The 25,573-nt window shown below is 43.2% G+C and carries 29 protein-coding genes; 27 read left to right on the forward strand and 2 right to left on the reverse strand.

The annotated features are described in order from the left end of the window. Window positions 1–52: 52 nt before the first annotated feature. Both LC036_RS04215 and LC036_RS04220 read left to right on the forward strand, forming a co-directional pair. Entirely contained in the window at window positions 53–505 is a 453-nt protein-coding gene (locus LC036_RS04215; RefSeq protein ID WP_226578656.1) for an Hsp20/alpha crystallin family protein, read from the forward strand. Window positions 506–588: 83 nt separating this feature from the next. Beyond that, on the forward strand, window positions 589–972 hold the full coding sequence (locus LC036_RS04220; protein ID WP_226578659.1) for a hypothetical protein: 384 nt from the start codon (window positions 589–591) through the stop codon (window positions 970–972). Between the two features lie 525 nt (window positions 973–1,497). Here the strand turns inward: LC036_RS04220 and LC036_RS04225 are convergent. Beyond that, a complete protein-coding gene (locus LC036_RS04225; RefSeq protein ID WP_226579991.1) occupies window positions 1,498–2,766 on the reverse strand; it encodes an NCS2 family permease in 1,269 nt (422 codons plus the stop codon). Window positions 2,767–2,997: 231 nt separating this feature from the next. On the opposite strand from LC036_RS04225, the gene sdaAB reads away from it, so the two are divergent. From sdaAB to rnc, 9 genes are all read left to right on the forward strand, one after another. After that, window positions 2,998–3,660: an L-serine ammonia-lyase, iron-sulfur-dependent subunit beta gene (gene sdaAB, locus LC036_RS04230; RefSeq protein WP_226578664.1), complete on the forward strand. Its 663-nt coding sequence runs from the start codon at window positions 2,998–3,000 to the stop codon at window positions 3,658–3,660. A 22-nt stretch (window positions 3,661–3,682) separates the two neighbouring features. Beyond that, window positions 3,683–4,567 (forward strand): L-serine ammonia-lyase, iron-sulfur-dependent, subunit alpha, encoded by an 885-nt coding sequence (sdaAA, locus tag LC036_RS04235; RefSeq protein ID WP_226578667.1) that lies wholly within the window; start codon window positions 3,683–3,685, stop codon window positions 4,565–4,567. Between the two features lie 6 nt (window positions 4,568–4,573). Then, window positions 4,574–6,610, forward strand: a complete 2,037-nt coding sequence (gene recG / locus LC036_RS04240; protein ID WP_226579993.1) for an ATP-dependent DNA helicase RecG — start codon at window positions 4,574–4,576, stop codon at window positions 6,608–6,610. Between the two features lie 260 nt (window positions 6,611–6,870). Further along, entirely contained in the window at window positions 6,871–7,431 is a 561-nt protein-coding gene (gene fapR / locus LC036_RS04245) for a transcription factor FapR (RefSeq protein ID WP_226578670.1), read from the forward strand. 17 nt (window positions 7,432–7,448) lie between these two features. Beyond that, window positions 7,449–8,453 (forward strand): phosphate acyltransferase PlsX, encoded by a 1,005-nt coding sequence (gene plsX, locus LC036_RS04250; protein ID WP_226578672.1) that lies wholly within the window; start codon window positions 7,449–7,451, stop codon window positions 8,451–8,453. After that, on the forward strand, window positions 8,450–9,388 hold the full coding sequence (gene fabD / locus LC036_RS04255) for an ACP S-malonyltransferase (protein ID WP_226578677.1): 939 nt from the start codon (window positions 8,450–8,452) through the stop codon (window positions 9,386–9,388). Before plsX ends, fabD begins: the two co-directional genes overlap by 4 nt. Beyond that, window positions 9,388–10,128 (forward strand): 3-oxoacyl-[acyl-carrier-protein] reductase, encoded by a 741-nt coding sequence (gene fabG, locus LC036_RS04260; RefSeq protein WP_226578680.1) that lies wholly within the window; start codon window positions 9,388–9,390, stop codon window positions 10,126–10,128. The genes fabD and fabG overlap by 1 nt, the downstream gene beginning before the upstream one ends. A 61-nt stretch (window positions 10,129–10,189) precedes the next feature. Continuing rightward, entirely contained in the window at window positions 10,190–10,423 is a 234-nt protein-coding gene (gene acpP, locus LC036_RS04265) for an acyl carrier protein (RefSeq protein ID WP_027954176.1), read from the forward strand. 76 nt (window positions 10,424–10,499) lie between these two features. Next, window positions 10,500–11,192 carry a ribonuclease III gene (gene rnc, locus LC036_RS04270; protein WP_226578683.1) on the forward strand — a complete coding sequence of 231 codons (693 nt, stop codon included), beginning with the start codon at window positions 10,500–10,502 and terminating at the stop codon, window positions 11,190–11,192. A gap of 96 nt (window positions 11,193–11,288) precedes the next feature. Here the strand turns inward: rnc and LC036_RS04275 are convergent, their stop codons facing one another. Then, complete coding sequence (locus LC036_RS04275; RefSeq protein ID WP_226578688.1) at window positions 11,289–11,510, reverse strand: DUF1128 domain-containing protein; 222 nt, start codon at window positions 11,508–11,510, stop codon at window positions 11,289–11,291. Window positions 11,511–11,690: 180 nt separating this feature from the next. Here LC036_RS04275 and smc point away from each other — a divergent pair, with 180 nt between their 5' ends. The 16 genes from smc to sucC all read left to right on the forward strand — a co-directional run bounded on the left by smc (window position 11,691) and on the right by sucC (window position 25,564). Continuing rightward, entirely contained in the window at window positions 11,691–15,251 is a 3,561-nt protein-coding gene (gene smc, locus LC036_RS04280) for a chromosome segregation protein SMC (RefSeq protein WP_226578692.1), read from the forward strand. 13 nt (window positions 15,252–15,264) lie between these two features. Further along, window positions 15,265–16,551, forward strand: coding sequence for a signal recognition particle-docking protein FtsY (ftsY, locus tag LC036_RS04285; RefSeq protein ID WP_226578694.1), 1,287 nt, complete (start codon window positions 15,265–15,267; stop codon window positions 16,549–16,551). A gap of 75 nt (window positions 16,552–16,626) precedes the next feature. Further along, on the forward strand, window positions 16,627–16,956 hold the full coding sequence (locus LC036_RS04290) for a putative DNA-binding protein (RefSeq protein ID WP_226578696.1): 330 nt from the start codon (window positions 16,627–16,629) through the stop codon (window positions 16,954–16,956). Window positions 16,957–16,969: 13 nt separating this feature from the next. Continuing rightward, window positions 16,970–18,310: a signal recognition particle protein gene (gene ffh, locus LC036_RS04295; RefSeq protein WP_226578698.1), complete on the forward strand. Its 1,341-nt coding sequence runs from the start codon at window positions 16,970–16,972 to the stop codon at window positions 18,308–18,310. 85 nt (window positions 18,311–18,395) lie between these two features. Beyond that, the gene (gene rpsP, locus LC036_RS04300) at window positions 18,396–18,665 is read left to right on the forward strand and encodes a 30S ribosomal protein S16 (RefSeq protein ID WP_035505381.1); all 270 of its coding nucleotides are present in this window, start codon (window positions 18,396–18,398) and stop codon (window positions 18,663–18,665) included. A gap of 18 nt (window positions 18,666–18,683) precedes the next feature. Next, window positions 18,684–18,911 (forward strand): KH domain-containing protein, encoded by a 228-nt coding sequence (locus tag LC036_RS04305; protein WP_226578701.1) that lies wholly within the window; start codon window positions 18,684–18,686, stop codon window positions 18,909–18,911. A 65-nt stretch (window positions 18,912–18,976) separates the two neighbouring features. Beyond that, window positions 18,977–19,363 (forward strand): YlqD family protein, encoded by a 387-nt coding sequence (locus tag LC036_RS04310; RefSeq protein WP_226578704.1) that lies wholly within the window; start codon window positions 18,977–18,979, stop codon window positions 19,361–19,363. Between the two features lie 8 nt (window positions 19,364–19,371). Next, window positions 19,372–19,884 carry a ribosome maturation factor RimM gene (gene rimM / locus LC036_RS04315; RefSeq protein ID WP_226578706.1) on the forward strand — a complete coding sequence of 171 codons (513 nt, stop codon included), beginning with the start codon at window positions 19,372–19,374 and terminating at the stop codon, window positions 19,882–19,884. Next, complete coding sequence (trmD, locus tag LC036_RS04320; RefSeq protein ID WP_226578709.1) at window positions 19,884–20,615, forward strand: tRNA (guanosine(37)-N1)-methyltransferase TrmD; 732 nt, start codon at window positions 19,884–19,886, stop codon at window positions 20,613–20,615. Before rimM ends, trmD begins: the two co-directional genes overlap by 1 nt. Before the next feature lie 127 nt (window positions 20,616–20,742). Then, complete coding sequence (gene rplS / locus LC036_RS04325) at window positions 20,743–21,087, forward strand: 50S ribosomal protein L19 (protein ID WP_226578710.1); 345 nt, start codon at window positions 20,743–20,745, stop codon at window positions 21,085–21,087. 135 nt (window positions 21,088–21,222) lie between these two features. Then, window positions 21,223–21,771 carry a signal peptidase I gene (gene lepB / locus LC036_RS04330; protein ID WP_226578713.1) on the forward strand — a complete coding sequence of 183 codons (549 nt, stop codon included), beginning with the start codon at window positions 21,223–21,225 and terminating at the stop codon, window positions 21,769–21,771. A gap of 10 nt (window positions 21,772–21,781) precedes the next feature. Beyond that, complete coding sequence (ylqF, locus tag LC036_RS04335; RefSeq protein WP_226578716.1) at window positions 21,782–22,624, forward strand: ribosome biogenesis GTPase YlqF; 843 nt, start codon at window positions 21,782–21,784, stop codon at window positions 22,622–22,624. 109 nt (window positions 22,625–22,733) lie between these two features. Next, on the forward strand, window positions 22,734–23,498 hold the full coding sequence (locus LC036_RS04340) for a ribonuclease HII (RefSeq protein ID WP_226578719.1): 765 nt from the start codon (window positions 22,734–22,736) through the stop codon (window positions 23,496–23,498). A gap of 92 nt (window positions 23,499–23,590) precedes the next feature. Next, entirely contained in the window at window positions 23,591–23,905 is a 315-nt protein-coding gene (locus LC036_RS04345) for a hypothetical protein (RefSeq protein ID WP_226578723.1), read from the forward strand. 212 nt (window positions 23,906–24,117) lie between these two features. Beyond that, complete coding sequence (locus LC036_RS04350; RefSeq protein WP_226578726.1) at window positions 24,118–24,270, forward strand: hypothetical protein; 153 nt, start codon at window positions 24,118–24,120, stop codon at window positions 24,268–24,270. Window positions 24,271–24,403: 133 nt separating this feature from the next. After that, the gene (sucC, locus tag LC036_RS04355) at window positions 24,404–25,564 is read left to right on the forward strand and encodes an ADP-forming succinate--CoA ligase subunit beta (RefSeq protein ID WP_226578728.1); all 1,161 of its coding nucleotides are present in this window, start codon (window positions 24,404–24,406) and stop codon (window positions 25,562–25,564) included. The last annotated feature ends 9 nt before the right edge of the window (window positions 25,565–25,573 follow it).

A 25,573-nucleotide genomic window follows, 5' to 3' on the forward strand; every position in this document is an offset into this window, starting at 1 on the left:
GGGCATTTCGCATAAAGTGTAGAGGAAACTTTATGTGAAGAGGTGCAGACATATGGATGACAAAAATAAATATTTACCCGGCTTATTTGATCAGCATTTTCATGAAATGGTCAAAGCGGTTGACTCCTTCTTTGGCGACTCCCTTAAGCATGTGAGTCAATTTTTTGAACAATCCATTATTCCAATTGAGGTATTTGAGACGGCTGTAGATTTCAAGATTGAAGCCTATCTTCCTCATGTGGAAAGGGAGCAGATTAGAATTGATCGAGCAGGAAGCCGGCTGAGGATTCTCGTAGAGGAACAAATGATTAGAGAAGTGAATGATGAGAAGAAGGCTTATTATAATCAGTCGCAAAGCTTTAGTAAAAGGGAAAGAATTATCCCCTTACCTTTTGACGTTGCGGATACTTCGAGCAGTGCCTCGTTTAAGAATGGCGTATTAACGATTGTTTTTCCTAAAAAATCATCCACGATCGATCTTATTGACGTGGAAGATGTGGACTGAAAGAAAGAGGAGATGCTGGAATGCATCTTCTCTTTTCTTTTTTCCTTCATATAATGTAAAAGTAAGGAATGGGAGGGTTTGTTTTGTATATCGTCTGGGTACCCTGTTATGTTCCTGTCGTCTGGACTCCGCATTACGGATATGCACACTGGAACGCTTCTTATGCCAGGATATATCCTGACGTGAATGAAGGTTTGTTTATGAAATCTGCTTCCTCTTTGGATCGTATCATGGTGGATGCACAGACCCTAGTGGGGAAGATTAGGAATTCAAAAGAATTTGCAAACGAATTGATGGGAGCAGCTAAGGAATCCAATCAGTCAAAAGTTGATTCCCTTATTAAAAGCACAGGAGTATCTACACCAGTGAAAGCGGAATACAATCCTGATCGTTTAAAGTTACATATGTCCTCGTCTGTTGAACAAATGGAGTGCTGCCAGTTAACCATTCAGTTGAGATGGAGGTGAGATGAAGTCATAGCTGCTAGATAAGGGTGAAGAGTTATGTGATATGGAAGATAAATGATAACTCTCAAGATAACAAGGATAGATGAAAAAAAGGTGTTGGTCATAGTGACCAACACCTTTTTTTACTGCCCATGTATTTTAAGTAAAGGCAATCTTCACTACCTGGAAGTTTCAGCGCCCGGACACTCGAGTCATATTTCGTTCTGCTCTGTGACAATACTCGTCACGACGCAGATCGTCTTATGCTTGTCGTGTCTATCAAGGCACCTCCACATTTCTTTCAGTCGAGTTGCGAGGGGCAGATTTTTAAGCCGTCCATTTCCGTGAAAGAAGACCGCTTCACTGCAATGTTCGGCTTATGCGTGTCAAATCTCCCAACCCCTCTCCACATCCTAATGTTCGTATTGTCTAGTTTCAGTGCCCAGACACTCGAGTCATAAGGCGTTCTACTCTGTGACAAAGCCCGTCACGCCGTAGATCGTCTTATGCTTGTCGTGTCTATCAAGGCACCTCCACATTTCTTTCTTAATGCCCGAGGGAGCGCATGATAAATTCAATGAGAAAGACCATGGCGATGAGTACGACTGGCGTTGATAGTTCTCTTTGTTTTCCAATGGCGAACTTAACGATCGGGTAAGCAATGAATCCAAAAGCCATTCCATCTGCTATGGAGTAGGTGAATGGAATCATGACGATGATAAGAAACGCAGGCATCGCTTCTGATAACTGGTCGAAAGGAATTTCTTTAATGTTTTGAACCATCAAAGAACCAACGATAATCAGAATAGGAGCGATAGCTGTTGATGGAACCATGGATATCCAGGGAATGAAAAACAATGTTCCGAGGAATAGGACAGCCATCGTCAAGGCCGATTTTCCCGTTTTACCGCCGGATGCTATGACCGCAGCACTTTCCGCAGAAGAAACGGTCGGCGAAGTGCCGAGAAATCCGGTGGTTAAAGCCGAGAAAGCTGTTGCCTGATAGGACCGTTTGAATTTGTTTTCCTGATTGAGCATATCTAACTGACCATGAATAAGACCCATGTTCTCGAAGATAAGCACAATCGCAAGAGGGAATACTGCCATCCAGAATTCAAATTGTCCAATACTGCTGAAATCAGGCATGAATACCCACGATTGTTCACTGATGGAAATCCCTTTTCCTGGTTCATCAAGCAGACCGGTAAAATGAGCGAGGATTGTCCCTGCAATCATAGTCACTAAAAAGTTACCTGGTACATTTCTAGTAAACAAGAAAATGCCGATAAACAGTGTCACTATACTTGTAATAACCATCATCGAAGAAGGGCTGCCAAGTGTAATCAGGGAGTGTTCCCCTTTCACAACAAGTCCTCCCTTTTCCAGGCCGATTAAGGTTAGAAATAAGCCAAGTCCGACAGTGATTGCATGCTTCAAAGATGAAGGGATGGCATGTTTCAGCCAATCTCCCAGTCTTGTGAAAGCAGTGATTAAGAAAATGAGGGAAGCGACAATGACGACCGCCAGTCCTTCTTTAAAATCCATCCCCGTTCCTTCAACAATCGAATAGGCAAACAAAGCATTGACGCCCATTCCTGGAATGAGAACCATAGGCGCATCTGCGTATATGGCCATGATCAAACAGCCGATTGCACTGGCAAGAATCGTGGCTACCATTCCGCTTTCAAGCGGAAGGCCGGCACTTTCCAGGATTTGGCTGTTCACGGCGACGATATAAACCGTCGTAAAATAACCGATCAAACCGGCCAATCCTTCCTTCTTCCAGCTTATCTGTTTGTTTTGGTGATTGAACATTTCAATCTCCTCTATGAAATTATCCCTCTCCCGCCCGGTTACCGAGTAACCCACAAACAATTATTTTACTCCCTCTTTTTTAAACTATCAACCTGATTCATTTGATTTTTAGAAAAGGTGAGGTAGAAATTCGATCTTTATGATAAGATGATAGGGGATAATTATGTAGTGGAAAGCGTTTTCACGCTTATTATATATGCAGTTATAGATAGAAAAGGGAAGGTGATGAGAATGAAATACCGTTCCGTCTTCGATATTATTGGACCAGTTATGATCGGTCCTTCCAGTTCACATACAGCAGGTGCCGCCCGTATTGGCAGAGCTGCCCGTCATCTCTTTGGCAGAGAACCAAAGTATGCCCATATCTATTTGTATGGGTCGTTTGCCAAAACCTATAAAGGCCATGGAACCGATGTTGCCATTATCGGGGGATTATTGGATTATGAAACGTTTGATGAAAGAATAAGAGAATCACTGGTAACCGCTAGAAAGAATGGAATGAAGATCCGGTTTCATGAAGAAGACGCTCATACCGATCACCCGAATACAGCAAAAATTAAAATCGGTGATGATGATGGGGAACTTGAGCTTGTTGGGATCTCTATCGGCGGTGGTAAAGCGGAGATAACAGAATTGAACGGATTTGAGCTTCGCTTATCCGGAAGCCATCCGGCTATTCTCCTGATACACAATGATCGTTATGGGGCGATTGCTTCAGCAACGACGATTTTAGCAAAAAATGAAATCAACATCGGACGGATGGAAGTTTCGAGAAAGGCACAGGGTGAGCAGGCATTGATGGTCATTGAAGTAGATCAAAACATTGATGACTCTGTACTGAATGAACTTGAACGTGCCGACCACATCACTCAGGTGGCAAAAATTTCAGACTAATGATAGAAGAAGGGGCGATCCTATGTTTCGTAATGTAGCTGAACTCGTAGAACTAGCAGAAAGTGAAAATATACAACTGTCAGAAGTTATGATCCGTCAAGAGATGGAAGTGAAGCAGCTGACACGGGAAGAAGTATTTCAACATATGGAAAGAAACCTCGACGTTATGGAAAAAGCAGTGGAGGACGGGTTGAAGGGGGTAAAATCACACAGTGGATTAACCGGCGGCGATGCCGTTCTCATCCAAAATTATATGAAGAACCACACCCCTTTATCCGGTCATTTACTTATGGATGCAGTGAGTAAAGCGGTCGCTACTAATGAAGTAAATGCAGCAATGGGCACCATCTGCGCTACACCGACTGCAGGAAGTGCAGGCTGCGTGCCGGGAACGCTTTTTGCTGTAAAGAATCAACTCAACCCAACGCGGGAACAGATGGTCCGCTATTTGTTTACGTCTGGAGCTTTCGGTTTCGTAGTTGCCAATAATGCATCGATCTCAGGTGCTGCCGGAGGTTGTCAGGCAGAGGTCGGTTCTGCTGCCGGGATGGCAGCTGCTGCTATTGTTGAGATGGCAGGGGGGACACCATCCCAATCCGCTGAGGCGATGGCGATTACGCTGAAAAATATGCTTGGCCTCATTTGTGACCCTGTAGCCGGGCTGGTAGAAGTGCCCTGTGTAAAACGAAATGCTATGGGTTCATCGAATGCGGTTGTAGCTGCTGATATGGCTCTTGCTGGAGTGACCAGTCGAATCCCTTGTGATGAGGTAATTGATGCGATGTACAAAGTTGGTCAGCGGATGCCTTCAGCCTTTAGAGAAACGGCTCAGGGCGGTTTGGCTGCAACTCCTACGGGAAGAGAATTAGAAGCAAAAGTGTACGGAATTTCGTTGAAGAAAGAGTGAATGAACGTGTTACAACGATCAATTAGTGAAGTCAAAGGAATCGGAGAAAAATTACAGTCCCATTTAAATGAACTGGGGCTGTTTACCGTGGAAGATCTGCTGTTTTATTTTCCTCACCGCTATGATTCCTATGAAGTGAAACCACTGACGGAGTTGACCCACAATGAAAAGGCAACAATTGAAGGGGAAATCGTTTCGGAGCCTGCTTTAAGTTACTATGGAAGAAAAAAGTCAAGGCTTTCCTTCACATTGCAGGTCGATCAATTTGCTGTAAAGGCGGTTCTATTTAATCGTGCTTTTGCTAAAAAACAGCTGCAGCAGGGAGATACAGTCACGGTTACAGGGAAATGGGATCAACAACGTCTGCAAATTACAGTAAGTCAATTTAAAAAAGGTGAATCGAAAAGTCAGGACCCGATTCAACCCGTCTATACTTTAAAAGAAGGGGTCCCTTTAAACACACTTAAAAAGGTGATTCGAACGGCCTTCGAAGAAAGTGCTGGTGAAATAGTGGACATCCTCCCAGAGTCACTGGCACTTGCATACAAGCTCCCGGATCGACAAAAGGCACTTTATCAAATGCATTATCCAGACTCAAGGGTCATGCTGAAGCATGCGAAAAGACGTTTTATCTATGAGGAATTTTTAGTCTTTCAGTTAAAAATGCAGCTTCTAAGAAAGCACCACCGGGAATCGACTACCGGTCAGGTGCAGTCTTACAATAATGATAAATTAACTTCTTTTGTCCAGTCCATGCCTTTTGAACTGACAAATGCTCAAAAAAAATCCCTGGCTGAAATATTAAAAGATATGAAAAGCCCGCACAGGATGAACCGGCTTTTGCAGGGGGATGTAGGTTCAGGTAAGACGGCTGTTGCAGCTATTGGTTTATATGCTTCCATCACCGCGGGTTATCAGGGCGCTTTGATGGTGCCAACCGAAATCCTTGCCGAGCAGCACTTCCAGTCCCTGAAAACGATGTTTGAAGGAAGAGCTGAAGTAGCTTTACTGACAGGGTCTATTAAAGGGAAACGGCGTCGGGAGATTCTTGCTGCTGTTGAACAAAACGAGATTGATATCCTTGTCGGCACTCATGCGCTGATTCAGGACGAAGTCATCTTTGACAGCCTGGGATTTGTTATCGTCGATGAGCAGCACAGGTTCGGCGTAGAGCAGCGCAGGGCTCTGAGAGATAAAGGACTTGCGCCTGACGTGCTGTTCATGACAGCTACTCCAATTCCGAGAACACTTGCGATTACAGCTTTCGGAGATATGGATGTCAGTGTCATAGATGAAATGCCTGCCGGTAGAAAGCCTGTGGATACCTACTGGGTAAAAGGAGACATGACCAGTCGTGTTCTAAGCTTTATTCAAAAGGAAATTGATAAAGGTCATCAGGCTTATGTGATTTGTCCGCTGATTGAAGAATCTGACCAGCTGGATATACAAAATGCGATTGAAGTCTATGATCAGCTTAGTGCTGTGTTTGAACCGAATATATCCGTAGGCCTTATGCACGGTCGTCTGCATAATGATGAAAAAGAAGAAGTGATGCAGCAATTTGCTGAAAATAACTTGAACATTCTCGTATCTACAACTGTAGTAGAAGTTGGAGTGAACGTCCCGAATGCGACAGTCATGGTCATTTACGATGCTCAGCGCTTCGGTTTATCTCAGCTTCACCAGCTGCGCGGTCGTGTAGGGCGGGGAGCCGACCAAAGTTACTGTATCCTTTTAGGCGACCCTAAAGGAGATGTCGGGAAAGAACGTATGAGGATTATGACAGAAACCAATGACGGATTTGAGCTATCTGAGCAGGATCTAAAGCTTCGGGGACCCGGGGATTTCTTTGGAAAGAAACAAAGTGGACTTCCTGAGTTTAAAGTCGGAGACATGGTGCATGATTACCGGGCTCTGGAAACAGCAAGAAAAGACGCGGCCGAGATAATTGGTGAGAATACACTGGAAAAAGATGAATCTTACCAAGCTCTGAAAGACTATGTATACAGCGATAGGCATTTATTGGGAAATGTCCTGGATTGATAGAGGGCGGGCGCAGACAGCGTCCGCTTTTTTGTTTTCCTTCACCTGCCTTTGTTGAACGGAGGGGGGCGGCTCTTGCAGATGAAAGAGCAATTGAGATTATTTAAAGGTATAATAGAGCCCATTAATAAATAGAAGGACGGGTATAAATTCATTCATTAAGGTTTCAGTCCTTGCGTAAATCGTTTAGGTATTATATATTACTATTAGTACCTAGTCATAAGAATCACTCTTATGATTAAACGAACGGTGGAATCTGTGTGAAAAAGCCTAAGAAATTGCGCCAGGAAGAATTGAGAAATAGGATTGACCAAACGCCATTCATCACGGATGACGAGTTGGCGAAAGCTTTTGGAGTCAGTATTCAGACCATTCGGCTCGACAGAATGGAATTAGGCATTCCTGAACTGCGTGAAAGGATTAAATCCGTTGCTGAACAGGAATGGAATGAAACGGTTAAAGCCTTACCTGTAGAGGAAATCATCGGAGAGGTCGTTGATCTTGAACTCGATGATCGGGCGATTTCCATCTTAGATATACGTCCGGAGCATGTGTTCTCCCGAAACCATATTGCCCGCGGGCACCATTTGTTTGCGCAGGCAAATTCATTAGCAGTTGCTCTAATCAATGATGAGCTTGCACTAACAGCCCGATCAATGATCCAGTTCTCAAGACCTGTAAATCTTGGAGAGCGTGTGGTGGCTAAAGCAACCGTCAAAGGGGAAGATGATAAAGGGCGGACGATTGTTAAAGTCCATAGTTATGTAGAAAATGAAGAAGTGTTTGCGGGTACATTCGAAATGTACCGTTCTAACCAGTAGAAGGAGATGGATGTGAGATGAAGTTAGCCATAGATGCAATGGGCGGCGACAATGCACCTGAAGCCATAGTGAAAGGTGCTGTTGAAGCTGCAAATACGATAGACAATTTGGAAATCACACTGGTAGGTGATGAAGCCCAGATCAAGCCTTATCTAAAAGGGCAGTCAAACGTATCCATTTTACATACGACTGAAGTCATCACGGCTGACGATGAACCTGTCCGTGCAGTTAGAAGAAAGAAGAATGCTTCAATGGTCTTAACGGCTAATGAAGTTAAAGAAGGCCGCGCTGACGGCTGTATCTCAGCAGGAAATACAGGGGCGCTTATGAGTGCAGGGCTTTTTGTGGTTGGAAGAATGAAGGGCGTCGACCGCCCCGCTTTAAGCCCCACCCTTCCAACAGCAGATGGGAAAGGGTTTCTTATGCTGGATGTGGGAGCAAATGTGGATGCTAAACCAGATCACCTTCTGCAGTATGCGGTCATTGGGTCCATATACGCTGAGAAGGTTCGTAACATCCAGCAGCCAAGAGTCGGCCTGCTTAATGTTGGTACAGAGGATGGCAAAGGAAGCGACCTGACTAAAAAAGCATTTGGGCTGATGAAGGAAGCTCCGATTAATTTTATCGGCAATGTAGAGTCCAGAGATTTATTAAATGGAGTAGCCGATGTCGTGGTTACCGATGGATTTACAGGAAATGTGACCTTAAAGACGATTGAAGGTACAGCGTTGACCATGTTCTCTATGATAAAAGAAACGTTTATGAGTAGTTTTAAAACAAAAGTTGCAGCGGGTCTTGTGAAGAATGATTTAAGGCAGCTGAAAGAGCAGCTGGATTACAGCGAATATGGCGGGGCCGGCCTTTTTGGTTTGTCTTCTCCCGTCATTAAAGCGCATGGTTCTTCAAATGAACGCGCAGTTTTAAATGCCATTCGACAGGCTTGTCAGATGATTGAACTGAACGTGACATCTACAATTTCCACTACATTAGAGAAAATGGATGCGAAGGAGGATGAATCATGAAACGTATCGCCTATGTTTTCCCTGGACAAGGGTCACAGGAAGTCGGAATGGGTAAATCCATGTATGAGGCTTACCCTTCCGTGAAAGAATTATTTGATAAGGCTGATGAGGCTCTGGGCTATTCCCTGACAAACCTAATGTTCAACGGCCCATCAGAGGAATTGACGAAAACAGAAAATGCGCAGCCTGCCTTATTGTTAAATAGTGCTGCTATTCAACTAGTCTTACAGGAAGAAGGTGTGAAACCTTCAATGACTGCAGGACACAGCCTTGGGGAATATAGTGCCCTTGTTGCTGCTGGAGCCCTGGAACCAATGGAGGCTGTGCAACTTGTTCATGTTCGTGGAAAGTTAATGGAAGAGGCTTATCCAACCGGAAAAGGGACAATGTCGGCAGTTCTTGGTCTTTCCCAGGAAGACATTGAAGAAGTACTGAGAGACTTTGATGGAGACAATGCTGTAGATCTGGCTAACATTAATTGTCCTGGTCAAATCGTTATTTCAGGAACGAAAGAGGGCGTGGAAAAAGCTTCTGAAGTTCTTTCTGAAAAAGGAGCCAAGCGTGTACTTCCGTTAAATGTCAGCGGACCCTTCCATTCAAGGCTTATGAAGCCGGCTAGTGATGATTTTGCTGATCATTTAGGTAATACGACCATTAATGATGCTGAGGTCCCTGTTTATGCAAACGTCACGGCAGCGCCAGTGACTGAGGCAGAAACCATTGAGAAGCTTCTTGTGGAACAGCTCTATTCACCTGTTCGCTTCCAACAGATCCTTGAAGCTTTTGCAGAAGAGGTCGATGCTATTGTAGAAGTTGGACAAGGGAAAGTGTTGAGTGGACTTGTAAGGAAAGTTAAGCGAAGAATGAAAACATTTAGTGTTCAAGACCCTGATTCATTGCAGGCGTTCATTGAGTGGTATAAGGAGGAATCTTGATGTTACAGGATCAAGTCGCACTGGTAACGGGTGCTTCACGGGGCATTGGCCGGGCGATTGCTCTGGAGCTTGCTTCTCAGGGAGCGAAAGTAGCGGTTAACTATGCGGGAAGTGAAGATAAAGCAGAAGCCGTTGTGCAGGAAATTAAAGATACCGGCGGCATTGCAATTAAAATTCAAGCAAACGTTTCAAGTGACGAAGATGTCAAACGTATGGTGAAAACCGTTGTTGATGAGTTCGGCCGCTTAGATATCCTTGTAAACAATGCAGGCATAACAAGAGACAATCTGCTCATGCGGATGAAAGAGGAAGAATTTGATTCAGTCATCGATACGAATCTGAAAGGTGTCTTCCTATGTACCAAAGGGGTTACACGTCAGATGATGAAGCAGAAGTATGGGCGGATTATTAATGTTGCGTCCATCGTGGGTGTCTCTGGTAACCCGGGTCAGGCAAACTACGTAGCAGCGAAAGCAGGCGTCATCGGCATGACAAAATCGAATGCCAAAGAGCTGGCAGCAAGAAATATTCAAGTGAATGCTGTAGCACCAGGGTATATCTCAACGGATATGACAGATGCGCTTACAGATGAACAACGTGAGCAGATGCTGTCTCTAATTCCGTTGAAACGTCTGGGAGATGGGCAGGATGTAGCGCGTGTCGTTCGTTTCCTCGCATCAGAGGATGCGGCATATATGACAGGGCAGACCCTGCATGTCGACGGCGGCATGGTGATGTAAAAAAAGTTATGGTTTTTCTTTGTGAATTTTACTATAATGACTGAAGGGAGGTGAGGTTCCAATGGCAGAAACATTTGATCGTGTAAAACAGATCATCGTCGACCGTCTAGATGTTGACGAATCCAAAGTAGTAATGGAAGCTTCCTTCAAAGAAGATCTAGAAGCAGACTCTCTTGATGTAGTAGAGCTTGTAATGGAGCTTGAAGATGAGTTTGATATGGAAATTTCTGATGAAGAAGCTGAAAAAATCAATACAGTTGGCGACGCTGTGAATTACATAAGCAGCCAGTCATAAAAAAAGGATCGCTGTCCGTATTATGCGGGCAGCCTTTCCTGTATCTAGAATCTCTATGAAAAGGACAAGGTGATTTATGGGTGATTTTTCCAGTTTCCAGAAGAAAATAAACATTCAATTTGATAATGTCTCGTTACTGGAACAGGCTTTCACTCATTCATCTTATGTGAATGAGCATCGGAAAACGGATCGTGAGGATAATGAGCGTCTGGAATTTCTAGGAGACGCTGTTCTTGAACTAGGAGTCTCTCAATATTTGTATCGGGAGTTTCCTGATATGGCAGAAGGAGAGTTGACGAAGTTTAGAGCCTCGATCGTTTGTGAAGTATCCTTGGTGGAATTCGCCAATGAGCTGAACTTCCAGGACCTTATTTTACTTGGTAAAGGAGAAGAGCTGACCGGAGGCCGGAACAGACCTGCTTTACTTGCAGATGTGTTTGAGGCGTTTATTGGAGCTCTTTATTTGGATCAAGGGTATGACGCAGTCATTCAATTTTTAAAAACTTATGTCTATCCAAAAGTGAAAAAAGGTGCTTTTTCTCATGCGATGGATTTCAAAAGCCAGCTCCAGGAATTTATCCAACGGGATAAAAACAGTAAGATTGAGTACGAAATTGTTGAGGAAAGAGGCCCTGCGCACAGTCGTGAGTTTATTGCCCATGTCCGGATTCAGGATGACATCGGTGGTATTGGTGTCGGGCGCACGAAAAAAGAGGCTGAACAAAAAGCAGCTCAGCAGGCCTTAGAAAACCAAGGGGCACATTCTTAAAGAAAAAAGACCGTTTCATCAGAATAAATTGCTGATGAAACGGTCTTTTTCTTTGACTGCCTTTAAAAGGTTTGCTGGCCTGGCTGTTTTTTATGCTTACTTTCTGTACTGTCCCAGCTCCTGAACAAATGCTTGTATTTCAGAGACACTCAGCTGCCCCTTCATTTCAATGATTTCATGCAGGGATTTGATTTCTTCATATTTGTTTAAGTCGTAATCCTCCGGATCCATGAGGGAACGATTGACGACCTGCAATTTGTCAGCCATATCGTTAATGATAATTTCTAAGTTCTCTTGCTTTGGTTCTTCTAGTTTCACGTTGCTTCCTCCTTAAGTGCTCATGTAATTGCTAGTACATATGATAAAGGACTTTGTCAGATTTTGAAACCCTTCAGCGCTAGGAAAAGTCCCTTGAACCTTCCTACCGTTGTGCAGCCGTTTGTGATAAAATATATTAGTTGAGTGAATGAAAGATTGTGAATATACAGGAGGATGATTATGTTCCTCAAACAATTAGATACGATTGGATTTAAATCATTTGCTGAGCGGGTGACGGTTGATTTCGTTTCAGGCGTAACGTCCGTTGTAGGCCCGAACGGCAGTGGGAAAAGTAACATTACCGATGCGATTCGCTGGGTTCTGGGTGAACAATCAGCAAGATCGCTGCGTGGTACAAAAATGGAAGATATTATCTTTGCTGGAAGTGATACGCGTGCGCCGTTAAATATGGCCGAAGTAACGCTCACCTTGGATAATGAGGATCAAACGTTACCCCTTGATTATCAGGAAGTGAGTGTAACGAGGCGTGTGTACCGTTCTGGAGAAAGTGAATTTTATATTAATAATCAGACATGCCGCCTAAAAGATATTGTCGACTTATTTATGGATTCTGGATTAGGCAGAGAGGCCTTTTCTATTATCAGTCAAGGGAAAGTCGAAGAAATACTGAGTTCCAAGGCTGAAGAGCGACGGTCGATTTTTGAAGAAGCAGCAGGTGTCTTAAAATATAAGCAGCGAAAGAAAAAAGCAGAATCTAAATTGTCAGAAACACAGGAGAACCTCAATCGTGTTGAGGATATCATACATGAAATCGATGGACAGTTGGAGCCGCTAAAGGAACAGGCAGCGGTTGCAAAAGATTACTTAGAGCAAAAAGATGAACTGAAAAACATTGAAATTTCATTGTTGATAACTCAAATTGAACAGCTGCATAGCCAGTGGCAGGAGGTTCTTAAAGACCTGGAAACAGTAAAGGCAGAAGAAAAAGGACTATATGAAAAGATCGAGGTTAAACAATCGTCTGTGGAGAAGCAGAGGCAGGATGTTGAGAAGCTTGATGAGTCCATTGAAACTCTTCAGGAGAATCTGCTCCATTTAACGAAAGAATTAGAGAATCTTGAAGGTAAAAAGCAATTGATGAATGAAAGACACAAGCATTTCGAGGAAAACAAAGCAAAATTAGAAGAAGCCTATAAGGAACTCTCTGAGAAGCTTGTCAGTATTAAAGCGATTGCTAAGGAAGAATCACAAAAGCTGGAAGAAACAAAGAAAGTTAAACAAGAAACCAAAAAAGAATTGAACCAAACGACACAAGCTCTGAATAAAGATATTCACTTAATTGAAGAACAGATTGAAGACTTGAAGAGTGAATACATTGAACTGCTTAATAAGCAGGCAGCGAAACGAAACGAAAAACAGCTGCTTGAAAAACAGCGGTCCAATCTTTATTCGAAGAAAGGAATTCAGAGCGATAAATTTAAGGACTTACGAGCCGAGCGTGAACATCTTGAGGAAACACTTAAGCAGACGTCATCAGCCCTTGAGAAAGTGACCCATGAGCGCCAGAAATTAGAAGAGCAGGTCGGGCAGTTGAACGCTGCCGTTGAGCAGAATAAGCAGACCTATCAGGAATGGCAGGAAAAGCTTTACAAAGGATATCAATATTTAGAGAAAATGCGTTCGAAAAAAGAGATGCTCGAGGATATGAAGGAGGATTTCTCCGGATATTTTCATGGAGTAAGAGAAGTTTTAAAAGCCCGTCAGAAAGGGCAGCTCTCTAATATTGAAGGCGCCGTACTCGAACTTATTGATATCCCGTCCCATCTGATAACTGCGATTGAAACTGCTTTAGGGGCGCAGGCCCAGCATATCGTAGTCCAGGATGAAAAGGCTGGCAGGCAGGCGATTCATTGGTTGAAGAGTCAGAACAAGGGACGAGCAACATTTCTACCGTTAACGGCCATTCAGCCTCGTTCTATACAGAGTGGGTCTTCTCTCAAGCAGCAGGATGGTTTTGTTGGAGTTGCCGGTGATTTAGTTTCCTATGATCCTGCCTACTCCAAAGCCATCAAGCATCTGCTTGGCCATATCGTAATTGCCAGAACGCTTGAGCATGCCAATACGATTGCAAACCTATTAAACCGCAAATACCGTGTGGTGACACTAGAAGGGGATGTCGTCAATCCTGGCGGCTCAATGTCCGGCGGAGCGAAAAAACAGTCGAAGCAGTCCTTATTTACAAGAGAGAAGGAATTACAGGAAACGACTCAGAAAATAAATGAGTATGAATTGAAACTGAAAGACGTAGAGCAGAAAGTTCAACAATTAAAAACAAGCCTTGCTGAACAGGAACAACAGAAAGAACTCAACAGTGAACAGCTCTCTGAGTTTAAAAAGGAAGAATACGAAAAACAATCGGACCACAGAGAAATGCAGGTGAAGCTTAATCACTTGAATGATCAGCTGCAGCTGTTTGATCAGGACCAGGCCCAATACGATCAAGATCGTAACCAGGCAGATCAGCAGTTGAAGGTCATCGAGCAGACACTCGAGACACTTGAAGGCGAGCTTGCAGAAACGCAGAAGAACATTGAAGAATTAACAGCTGCTAAAGACCGGCAGAAAGAGGATGAAGAAAACCTCCAAAGCCGCAGGCAAGAACTGCAGATAAAGCTGGCTGAACAAGAATCGTCCTTTAAAAACCAGCAGGAAAAAGTGGACCGCTATCAAGAAGAAAAAGCACTGATTGAACAAGAGTTGAGAGGGAACAGATCTTCCTATCAACAACTGATGGAAGTGGCAGAATCAAATCAGACAGAAGAGGAAATGACACAACAAATCCTCCAGACGAAACACAAAAAGGAAAATACCTCTACTCTTATTCAGGATCGGAGAGAAGAGCGGCACGTCCTCGCAGAAGGAATTCAAAAATCCGAGCAGTTGTTGAAAGAATTGAATCGCAGCCATCAAAACTATATTCAAGATATTCAACAGAAAGAAGTGAAAGCCAACCGGTTGGATGTAGAGCTTGAAAATCTGCTCACTTATCTTCAGGAAGAATATGTGATGACGTTTGAGAAGGCTCAACGTGATTACGCTCAGGTGGAGGATGTTGAGCAGGCTTCTACGCGCGTAAAGCTTATTAAGAGATCAATAGAAGAACTTGGCACTGTCAATTTAGGAGCTATTGATGAATACGACCGAATTAAAGAAAGGTACGAATTTCTCAAAGGACAGCAGGAAGACCTGCTGGAAGCTAAACAAACCCTTCATTCGGTCATCAATGAAATGGACGGGGAGATGAAACGTAAGTTTGAAGACACCTTTACTAAAATCAAGGCAGAGTTTGGTGAAGTATTCCGGACTCTCTTCGGTGGCGGACGTGCGGATCTGCAGCTGACGGATCCAGACAATATGCTTGAGACTGGTGTAGACATCGTTGCTCAGCCTCCCGGGAAGAAATTGCAGAACATGAGCCTTTTATCAGGTGGAGAGCGTGCCTTGACAGCGATCGCTCTGTTATTCTCAATTTTACGTGTCCGCCCCGTACCTTTCTGCGTACTGGATGAGGTGGAAGCGGCTCTTGATGAAGCGAATGTGGATCGTTTTGCGAAATTCTTAAAAGAATTCAGTGAGAAAACACAGTTTATTGTCATTACCCATAGAAAAGGCACGATGGAAGAATCAGATGTTCTCTATGGTGTGACCATGCAGGAATCAGGAGTTTCAAAACTTGTTTCTGTAAGGTTAGAGGAAACGCCGGAACTATTGGAAGCATAGAAAGGAAGATTGGATGAGTTTTTTCAAGAAGCTGAAAGAAAAGTTTGTTAAGAATCCAGAAACAGATGAAGAAAATAAGTCTCATACTTCAGACGAACCATTAGATGAAGCTCAAGAAGAGGAAACACAGCAGTTGGAAGGTGAAACCGCAGTGGATGAGTCTGTTGAGGAAGAATCCAGTGTTGAGGATGAACCTTCCCTGCAGGAGGAAGACCCAGTCGAAGTAAAAGACGCGGAAGAACAAAGCGATGATCCTTTGGATACAGATGATGAGGATGAGCAGGAAGAAGATACAGAGGAAAGCCGCGAAGAAGAGGACACAGAGGAAGAAAAAGAGTCGATAGCTTTTAAGTTCAAAAAGGGACTGGCTAAAACTCGTAACTCCTTCTCCTCAAAAATCAACGATCTTGTGGCGAGGTACCGCACAGTCGATGAAGACTTCTTTGAAGAACTGGAGGAAGTTTTAATTTCAGCCGATGTCGGTGTAACCACTGTTATGGAAATGATCGAAGAACTGGAAATGGAAGTGAAGCGGAGAAACGTCCAGGATCCTCAAAAAGTAAAAGAAATCATCTCAGAGAAGTTGGTTGATATTTATTACGGGGACGATGATGCAGGGGAAGTTGAAGGGTTAAAAGAAAATCCTGATGGGCTGACGATTTACTTGTTTGTCGGCGTCAATGGAGTAGGGAAGACCACAACGATAGGAAAGCTTGCCCACCGCCTGAAATCTGAAGGCAAAAATGTAACGCTTGCCGCTGGTGATACGTTCCGTGCAGGAGCGATTGAGCAGCTGGATGAATGGGGCAAACGTGTCGGCGTAAATGTTACGAAACACAGCGAGGGCAGTGATCCTGCTGCTGTCATTTATGATGGGATTCAGTCAGCAAAATCAAAAAAGGCAGATGTTCTTATCTGTGATACGGCTGGACGATTGCAGAACAAAGTCAACTTGATGAACGAACTTTCCAAGGTGAAAAGGGTCATTGAACGGGAAGCTCCTGGTGCCCCTCATGAAGTCCTGCTCGTCCTTGATGCAACCACAGGGCAGAACGCTATGAGTCAGGCGAAGATTTTCTCAGAAGCCACCGATGTTTCAGGAATTGTGTTGTCGAAGCTTGATGGTACCGCAAAAGGTGGGATAGTGTTAGCGATTCGAAATGAGCTGGACATTCCGGTTAAGCTTGTGGGACTTGGTGAGAAAGTGACAGATCTTGAAACATTTGATGCCCATGCCTTTGTTTATGGATTGTTTGCAGATATGATAGAAGACTATGAGGATGAAGAAAAACCGTCATAAGTCTTGACATAAGAGGACATGCTCCGTTAGTATTTATGTGTAAAGGTATTTCACTTAACAAGGAGTGCTTCAAGCGTGCTTGAAAAAACAACACGGATCAATTATTTATTCGATTTCTATCAATCGTTGTTGACTCCTAAACAGAGGAATTATATGGAGTTATATTATCTCGAAGATTATTCTCTGGGTGAAATATCAGAAACCTTTGATGTATCGCGTCAAGCGGTTTACGATAACATTCGCCGAACAGAGACGATGCTTGAAGAATATGAAAAAAAGCTTCATCTATATGGAAAATTCCAAAAGCGCCAGCAGGTGATCAATGAAATGGAAGCCTCCGTACAACATGGGGAACTTCCTGAAAAGTTCCAAGACTGGTTAGATCAACTACAAGAATTAGAATAGGGGGGTTCCTTCGATGGCATTTGAAGGTTTATCCGACCGTTTGCAGGAAACGATTAAAAAGATCAAAGGCAAAGGGAAGGTAACCGAACAAGACGTAAAAGAAATGACTCGGGAAGTCCGTCTAGCCCTCCTTGAGGCCGATGTTAACTTTAAAGTCGTCAAAGATTTTGTGAAGCGTGTACGTGAACGCGCCGTCGGTCAGGAGGTCATGGAGAGCCTGACTCCTGGACAGCAAGTCATTAAAGTTGTAAAAGAAGAATTGACCGATTTGATGGGTGGAGACGAAAGCAAAATTGCTGTTGCCAAACGCCCTCCTACGGTTATTATGATGGTAGGTCTTCAGGGTGCGGGTAAAACGACCACTACTGGTAAGCTGGCCAATCTATTACGCAAAAGCTACAATAGAAATCCGCTTCTTGTTGCGGCAGACGTCTATCGACCAGCTGCCATTCAACAGCTGGAAACGTTAGGAAAGCAGCTGGGAATGCCTGTTCATGCAGAAGGTACAGAGGCAGATCCTGTGGATATTGCTAAAAACGCTGTCGCCAAAGCAAAAGAAGAACATCACGACTATGTATTAGTCGATACCGCCGGCCGTCTGCATATTGATGGTGATCTGATGGGTGAGCTGCAGCAGATCAAGGAAGCTGTAAACCCTGATGAAATTTTCCTTGTTGTGGATGCCATGACAGGTCAGGATGCTGTAAATGTAGCTGAAAGCTTTGATGAGCAGCTGGATGTCAGCGGTGTACTTCTGACGAAACTTGATGGAGACACACGCGGTGGTGCCGCACTTTCCATTAAAGCTGTGACAGGCAAGCCGATTAAATTTGCCGGTATGGGAGAAAAACTCGATCAGCTGGAAGTGTTCCACCCTGAGCGGATGGCTTCCCGTATTCTTGGCATGGGAGATATGCTGACCCTCATTGAGAAGGCACAGACGCAGGTCGACGAAAAGCAGGCCAAAGAGCTTGAATCGAAAATGCGTAATGCTTCCTTTACATTTGAGGACTTTCTTGAACAAATGGAACAGGTGAAAAATATGGGACCGCTGGATGAAATTTTAAACATGATTCCAGGTGCCAACAAAATGAAAGGTCTGCAGAATGTCTCTTTTGATGATAAGCAGATTGTACATGTTGAGGCGATCATTCAGTCTATGACGAAACATGAGCGCCAGGACCCATCTGTTATGAATGCAAGTCGTAAAAAGCGGATCGCCAAAGGTTCCGGGACTTCGGTTTCAGAAGTCAACAGACTGTTAAAACAGTTTGAAGAGATGAAGAAAATGATGAAACAAATGAGCAATACCAAGGGCAAAAAAGGTAAAGGAATGAAATTTCCTTTTATGTAATGGAAAAAACCTTTACACACCTTTGAAGTTCTGCTAAAATCTAATTCTGTGTGAAACATTAAAGAAATTTTGGAGGTTGTTAAAAATGGCAGTAAAAATTCGCCTAAAACGTATGGGATCTAAACGTAACCCATTTTACCGTGTAGTAGTTGCAGATTCTCGTTCTCCTCGTGATGGACGTATCATCGAGCAGATCGGAACATATAACCCAGTAGCTAACCCTGTAGAGGTTAAGCTTGACGCTGAAAAAGCGATCGACTGGATGTCCAATGGCGCGAAGCCAAGCGACACGGTTCGTAACCTATTCTCAAACGAAGGCATCATGAAGCAGTTCCACGAAAAGAAAAACCAATAATAAAGTAGTGGTGATATCATGAAAGCCTTAATCGAAACGATCGTCACTCCGCTGGTCGATCATCCTGAAGACATCGTTGTAGACGAGAAAGAAGAGGATCACAAAGTGGTTTATCATCTGACCGTCCACCCGGACGATGTCGGAAAGGTGATTGGAAAGAACGGGCGGATTGCGAAAGCGATTCGAACTGTCGTGTACGCGGCAGGCTCTGATTCTGAGAAAAGAATCTATTTGGATATCATGTAAGAAGGGAGAGGGAGAACCTTTCCCTTTTTTACTATTGAATCTAATGTTAGAGAGGCGAACGCTAGATGCAGATCATCAAAAAAGTACCTGTCAAACAAATATTGACGGAGAACAGTCGTTCACAAATAAAAGACCGATTGAACCGAAAAGAGCTTCAACTCGATGAGGAATGCAGGCAGCTTGCGTTTGAACAAAAAAAGCTTCAACGGAAAGCAGGCGTTTCAAAACAGGAAGTTGAGCGTCGTTTCTCAAAAGAAATGAGCAGAAGAAAAGACCAGATGAAGTGGCTTGAATATCAGCGCAGTCAATTGGATATCCTGCCTGATGGAAGTGAACTTGAGACTGATGAAGTAGAAGCGCTGATTACAGTCGAAGAAGGCGATCAGTGGCAGGAAGTTTTCCAGGAAAGCCATATCGTAATAAAAGATGGCAAAGTCATACGAGCGAGGTAATAGTATTCATGGATAAGATGTACAATGTCGGAAAAATAATTAATACACATGGCATTAAAGGGGAAGTGAAAGTTCACCGGATTACGGATTTTGAAGAACGTTTTGCCCCGGGCCAGCTTTTGTATTGGGTAAGTGATAAACAGGAATCGAAACCTTTAGTAGTCCGTAGTCACAGAATCCACAAAGGTTTTGATTTGGTCAGCTTTGAAGACTATCCTTCAATTAATGATGTAGAGCCTTTGAAGAATGGGAAGCTGATGGTTACAGAAGATGAACAGGTGGAGCTTGAGGATCATGAGTTTTATTTTCGCGAAATCATTGGGTGTAAGGTTTACCTTGAATCCGGAGAAGAACTGGGAGAAGTAAAAGAGATTCTGACTCCAGGAGCGAACGACGTATGGGTTGTCAAGCGTCCTCAACAGGCTGATCTATTAATTCCTTATATTGAACCCGTAGTGAAAAAGGTAGATCCAGCTCAAGAGACCATCATCATTGATCCAATAGAGGGGCTGCTGGACTAATGCATATTGATATTCTGACACTGTTTCCTGAAATGTTTGATGGTGTACTACAAAATTCCATTATGAAACGTGCTCAAGAACAGAACGCTTTTTCCTATCGATACGTAAATTTCCGCGACTATACAACGAATAAACATAACAAGGTCGATGATTACCCATATGGAGGCGGCGCAGGGCTTGTCCTATCTCCTCAGCCGATATTCGATAGTATCCAGACGATACAGGATAAGGCAGAGAAACCACCGCGCGTTGTCCTCTTGTGTCCACAGGGAGAGCCTCATTCCCAGCAAAAAGCAGAGGAGCTGGCGAAAGAGGATCACCTCGTCTTTATATGCGGGCACTACGAGGGATACGACGAACGTATTCGTCAGGAGCTTGTAACCGATGAAATTTCTCTTGGGGATTATGTTTTAACAGGCGGCGAGCTTGGAGCTATGGTCGTTATTGATTCCGTAGTGCGTCTATTGCCCGGCGTTCTTGGCAATGAGCAGTCAGCTCCAATGGATTCATTCTCTAATGGGCTGTTAGAACATCCTCATTATACGAGACCTGCTGACTTCAGAGGCAGAAAAGTGCCTGACGTTTTATTGTCAGGTAATCATGCCAAAATTGATGAGTGGAGACACTTTCAATCACTGAAGAGGACGTTTGAAAGAAGACCGGAGCTCTTAGAAGACAGAGAATTGTCAGACAAAGAAAAATCCTGGCTTGAAGAGTGGAAAAATAGCTAGTACCGGTTGATGTTTGAGTGCCAATATGGTATATTAAATCTTGTGCTTAAACGATCGGTTTAAGTGGAAAACGATGTTCCGCTGCCTCTTAGAAGCCAAGAGCATTAGTTAAAAAGGAGTGAAGATCATGCAACAATTGATTCATGACATTACAAAAGAACAGCTTCGTACAGATCACCCTGATTTCCGTCCTGGTGACACTGTTAAAGTACACGTGAAGGTTGTCGAAGGCACCCGTGAGCGTATTCAGGTATTCGAAGGTGTTGTCATTAAGCGTCAGAACGGCGGAATCAGTGAAACATTTACTGTTCGTAAGATTTCTTACGGCACAGGTGTTGAGCGTACATTCCCTGTTCACTCACCGCGTATCGCTAAAATTGAGCGTTCCCGTCGTGGTAAAGTACGTCGCGCGAAACTTTACTACCTACGTAACCTACGTGGTAAAGCTGCACGTATTAAAGAAATTATCTAATTTAAGTCAAAAGGAGCTTGCTTATGTCAAGCTCCTTTTTTCTACTCATGATATAGTTTTTCAGGCAGATAAGGCATCTCTGGGTCAGTGGTAGAACCAAGAAGGTTAACTCCTTAAAGCAAGGAAGTGGGGAACATGAAACAACAGTGGATCGACTGGATTAAGGCATTTGCCATCGCTGCTGTTCTGGCGATTATTGTAAGAGTCTTTCTATTTGCTCCTGTCGTGGTTGAAGGACCATCGATGCTGACGACACTTCACAGTGGTGATCACTTAATAGTAAGTAAGCTTCATTATTCATTAGGATCCCCTGATCGGTTTGATGTTGTCGTATTTCATGCAACAGAACGTAAAGACTACATAAAAAGAATCATTGGTCTCCCAGGAGATCATATTGCTTATGAAAATGATCAACTTTATGTGAATGGTAAACAAGTAGATGAACCATTCTTAGAAGGACGCAAAAACCAGCTGCCCGAAGATGAAATATTAACGGAAGGGTTCACAATAGAGGACCTGCCGGGAGGATATGAGGTTGTTCCAGAAGGACAAGTCTTAGTTCTAGGGGATAACCGTAACAACTCGACAGACAGCCGGATGCTCGGTATGATTTCAGAAGATCAAATGGTAGGAAAGGCGGTCCTTGCCTATTGGCCGCTCGATCGTATTCGTTTGGTTAATTAGGAGGATTTGCATGACCATTCAATGGTTTCCAGGCCACATGGCCAAAGCTAGAAGGGAAGTCTCTGAGAAGCTGAAGCTTGTGGACTTTGTCATCGAACTTGTCGATGCCAGAGCTCCATTATCTTCTCAGAACCCTATGCTGCATGATATTTTACAAGAAAAGCCTAAAATGATCGTTCTTATGAAAAAAGATCTTGCTGATCCGGACGTAACTCAGCAATGGATCGATCATTTTCACTCTAAAGGGATTGTTTCGGTAGCGATTGAAGCGAACGAAAAACAGGATGTCCAAAAAGTGATCCAAAAAGCGAAACAGCTGGGGAAAGAAAAGATCGATAAACTAGTGGCCAAGGGGATTCGACCAAGAGCCTCAAGAGCTATGATCTTAGGTATTCCTAATGTTGGTAAGTCTACACTGATAAATCGATTAGCCAATAAGAAAGCGGCAAAAACAGGGGACAAACCAGGCGTGACCACTAAACAGCAATGGATTAAAGTGAAGAAAGAATTTGAGCTTCTGGATACACCCGGCATTCTATGGCCGAAGTTTGAGGAAGAAGAGATTGGCTACCGCCTTGCTTCCATTGGTACAATCAAGGATCAAATTTTACCGAAGGAAGATGTAGCCGCTTATGTCTTAGAGTACCTGTATGCCAATTATCCAGACTTTTTAGAAGCGAGATTTGAGTTGTCACAGGTTGACGACATGATGGAGGCTTTTGAACATATTGGTAAAAAGCGCGGGTGTCTTGAAAGTGGCGGGCACGTCAACTTTGAAAAAGTTTCTGATATCATTTTACAGGACTTACGGACAGGCAAACTAGGCTTGATCAGCTTAGAGTCACCAGAATAGATAGAAAAAGCGCAAAGTGGCGGGCTCACCTTGCGCTTTTTCTATGACAAAATTGATGTCTTTTAAGCAATTATAGACATCTGTTATAGGGAATGGAGTGTAGAAAACAGTGGCTAAGCAGACGATTAAACAAATCAAAGATAAAATCAATCAAGGTGAATGCACCGAAGAAGAACTTGAAACCTTTCGCCAGGATGAAAGGAAAGGTGTTCAAAAGGTCTTAGAGCAATATGATATAAACCAGCAGAAAAAAGTCGAGATGCAGAACCATTATGAATCCATGCTGGCTTTTGAGAAGGAACACTACGCAGATGGCCGTACGCTTATTGCTGGAATTGATGAGGCCGGACGAGGACCTCTGGCAGGCCCGGTGGTTGCAGGAGCGGTCATTATGCCAAAGGGTTACTATTTAGAAGGTTTAAATGATTCAAAGAAGCTGTCCTTAAAAAAACGCGAAGAATTCTTTGAAGAAATTAAAGAGGTGGCCGACTGGGGCGTTGGTATTGTGACCAATGAAGAAATTGACCGTTTTAATATTTATCAGGCAACAAAACTTGCTATGAAACGGGCCGTCAACCAACTTTCCCATTCTCCGGAGCATCTGCTGGTAGATGCAATGGATCTCGAAGACATCCCATGTACCCAAACCAGTCTTGTCAAAGGAGATCAGAGGAGTGTTTCCATCGCAGCTGCGAGTGTGATGGCAAAAGTAACGAGAGATCGAATGATGGCAGAATTAGATGACCGCTACCCTGTGTATCAATTTCGTTCCAATCAAGGGTACGGCACCAAAGACCATTTAGAAGCTCTAAGCACCCATGGAGCGTCCCCTGTACATCGTCTAACGTTTGCTCCCGTTAAGAATGTGTTGTAATAAAGGCGGAATCTACTAAAGTTTCATACTAAAGTAGGACTACACCCTAAAAACGAATATGAACAGCCAAAACCCTTAGAAAGGTGATATTTTTGACAATAATTGGAGACGTTCTCATTTCTCTATTCTTCTTAATTGGCGGTCTCCTATTCCTTTATTTCATTCTAGCTAAATATACAGAAGAAGCCCATCAGAAAGAAGTGAAGAAAAACAACTGGATGAAGAAAGATAAGACGAACTATGAAAATCCCCTCTTTTTCAAGTTGATGAGCCATTCATATATGCTTACAAAAAGCATTCTTATCATATGTGCAGGCATATTCACTTTAGTTGGAATTTTTCTTTTGTTTCTAAAACTATATAAACAGTTTATTTATGACTCCCATCTTAGGGAGTTCTTTTTTTAACTATGTTAAAGTAGCAGGATGAATTAAAAGACTCATGGTAAATTAAAAATCAACAAGAGATTTTAATGATTATAAGCTAAAGGATGGAGATATTACCATTAACATAACAGATTCCTAATGACTATTAAGAATTTACTGTAGATATTATCCACATGAAGAACGGAAGTGATTATTGGAAGAAAAGGTAAATTTGAGAGGTTACATGGAGACAAATGAAGAGGGATGAGTTGTTGGAAATCATTATGATAACGCAGAAGAACTTTACGACGCACGTGAACTTAAAGATCGTTGAATTATTTCTCACTGACGGTAAAAACAAGGACGAAAGCAGGAAAAAACAAGAAAAAAAAGTCATTTATCCTTAAAATCTATTAGTTTACATAATAATATACCTGTGAATCTATTGAATTTTTCGACAGATATCTAGCTTTTTATGGACAATTGATAGCGTTTTTTTATACAATGGACATGCAGTGAAAATTGATGGGAGGATGAAACATGAACATTCACGAGTACCAAGGAAAAGAAATCATGCGTGATTTTGGCGTTTCTGTGCCAAATGGTCACGTCGCATATACCGTAGATGAAGCTGTTGAAGCAGCTGAAAAGTTAGGTAGCAGTGTGACCGTTGTTAAAGCTCAAATCCATGCAGGTGGACGCGGGAAAGCAGGAGGCGTCAAAATAGCCAAGAATCTTGATGAGGTGCGTACATATGCTGAAGAAATCCTCGGCAAAACACTTGTAACCCATCAAACAGGACCAGATGGCAAAGAAGTTAAGCGCTTACTAATCGAAGAAGGATGCGACATCCAAAGCGAATACTATGTCGGTCTTGTGCTTGATCGTGCGACAGGCCGTGTAACTATGATGGCTTCTGAAGAGGGCGGTACAGAAATCGAAGAAGTAGCCGCTGAAACACCAGAAAAGATTTTCAAAGAAGTGATTGACCCTGTAACAGGTTTGACACCATTCCAGGCTCGTCGTCTTGCATTTAACATCAATATTCCTAAAGCAGCTCTTGGAAAAGCTGTTAAATTTATGCTGGGTCTATATGAAGTATTTGTTCAGAAGGACTGTTCAGTAGCTGAAATCAATCCCTTAGTCACAACAGGGGATGGAGATGTTTTGGCGCTCGATTCAAAGCTCAACTTTGATGACAATGCTTTATTCCGTCAGAAAGACATTGCTGACCTTCGTGACCTTGATGAAGAAGATCCGAAAGAAGTGGAAGCTTCCAAGTATGATCTCAGCTATATCGCCCTTGATGGAAACATCGGCTGTATGGTTAATGGAGCAGGTCTTGCAATGGCAACGATGGATACCATCAAGCACTATAGTGGAGATCCCGCAAACTTCCTCGATGTCGGGGGCGGAGCTACTGCAGAGAAAGTAACAGAAGCATTCAAAATCATCCTTTCTGATGACAACGTCAAAGGAATTTTCGTTAATATCTTCGGAGGCATTATGAAATGTGATGTCATTGCTGAAGGAGTGGTTGAGGCTACAAAACAAATTGGACTGACTCTTCCATTAGTTGTACGCCTTGAAGGCACAAACGTAGATGCAGGAAAGAAAATTCTCGATGAGTCCGGTTTAAATATTACTTCTGCAGATTCCATGGCAGAAGGCGCACAAAAAATCGTTGAACTAGTCAAGTAAGAAAGGCGG

This window comes from Halobacillus litoralis (assembly GCF_020524025.1).
Classification (GTDB): Bacteria; Bacillota; Bacilli; order Bacillales; family Halobacillaceae; genus Halobacillus; species Halobacillus litoralis_D.

Bases quoted from the DNA above. Each gene is read 5' to 3' on its own strand.
- trmD (WP_226578709.1), top strand. From the start codon at position 19,884: ATGCATATTGATATTCTGACACTGTTTCCTGAAATGTTTGATGGTGTA.
- rplS (WP_226578710.1), top strand. From the start codon at position 20,743: ATGCAACAATTGATTCATGACATTACAAAAGAACAGCTTCGTACAGAT.
- LC036_RS04225 (WP_226579991.1), bottom strand. From the start codon at position 2,766: ATGTTCAATCACCAAAACAAACAGATAAGCTGGAAGAAGGAAGGATTG.
- rpsP (WP_035505381.1), top strand. From the start codon at position 18,396: ATGGCAGTAAAAATTCGCCTAAAACGTATGGGATCTAAACGTAACCCA.
- lepB (WP_226578713.1), top strand. From the start codon at position 21,223: ATGAAACAACAGTGGATCGACTGGATTAAGGCATTTGCCATCGCTGCT.
- ftsY (WP_226578694.1), top strand. From the start codon at position 15,265: ATGAGTTTTTTCAAGAAGCTGAAAGAAAAGTTTGTTAAGAATCCAGAA.
- sdaAA (WP_226578667.1), top strand. From the start codon at position 3,683: ATGTTTCGTAATGTAGCTGAACTCGTAGAACTAGCAGAAAGTGAAAAT.
- sdaAB (WP_226578664.1), top strand. From the start codon at position 2,998: ATGAAATACCGTTCCGTCTTCGATATTATTGGACCAGTTATGATCGGT.
- acpP (WP_027954176.1), top strand. From the start codon at position 10,190: ATGGCAGAAACATTTGATCGTGTAAAACAGATCATCGTCGACCGTCTA.
- rnc (WP_226578683.1), top strand. From the start codon at position 10,500: ATGGGTGATTTTTCCAGTTTCCAGAAGAAAATAAACATTCAATTTGAT.
- plsX (WP_226578672.1), top strand. From the start codon at position 7,449: ATGAAGTTAGCCATAGATGCAATGGGCGGCGACAATGCACCTGAAGCC.
- LC036_RS04215 (WP_226578656.1), top strand. From the start codon at position 53: ATGGATGACAAAAATAAATATTTACCCGGCTTATTTGATCAGCATTTT.
- sucC (WP_226578728.1), top strand. From the start codon at position 24,404: ATGAACATTCACGAGTACCAAGGAAAAGAAATCATGCGTGATTTTGGC.
- fabD (WP_226578677.1), top strand. From the start codon at position 8,450: ATGAAACGTATCGCCTATGTTTTCCCTGGACAAGGGTCACAGGAAGTC.
- ylqF (WP_226578716.1), top strand. From the start codon at position 21,782: ATGACCATTCAATGGTTTCCAGGCCACATGGCCAAAGCTAGAAGGGAA.
- smc (WP_226578692.1), top strand. From the start codon at position 11,691: ATGTTCCTCAAACAATTAGATACGATTGGATTTAAATCATTTGCTGAG.
- rimM (WP_226578706.1), top strand. From the start codon at position 19,372: ATGGATAAGATGTACAATGTCGGAAAAATAATTAATACACATGGCATT.
- ffh (WP_226578698.1), top strand. From the start codon at position 16,970: ATGGCATTTGAAGGTTTATCCGACCGTTTGCAGGAAACGATTAAAAAG.
- fabG (WP_226578680.1), top strand. From the start codon at position 9,388: ATGTTACAGGATCAAGTCGCACTGGTAACGGGTGCTTCACGGGGCATT.
- LC036_RS04350 (WP_226578726.1), top strand. From the start codon at position 24,118: ATGAAGAGGGATGAGTTGTTGGAAATCATTATGATAACGCAGAAGAAC.
- LC036_RS04305 (WP_226578701.1), top strand. From the start codon at position 18,684: ATGAAAGCCTTAATCGAAACGATCGTCACTCCGCTGGTCGATCATCCT.
- LC036_RS04310 (WP_226578704.1), top strand. From the start codon at position 18,977: ATGCAGATCATCAAAAAAGTACCTGTCAAACAAATATTGACGGAGAAC.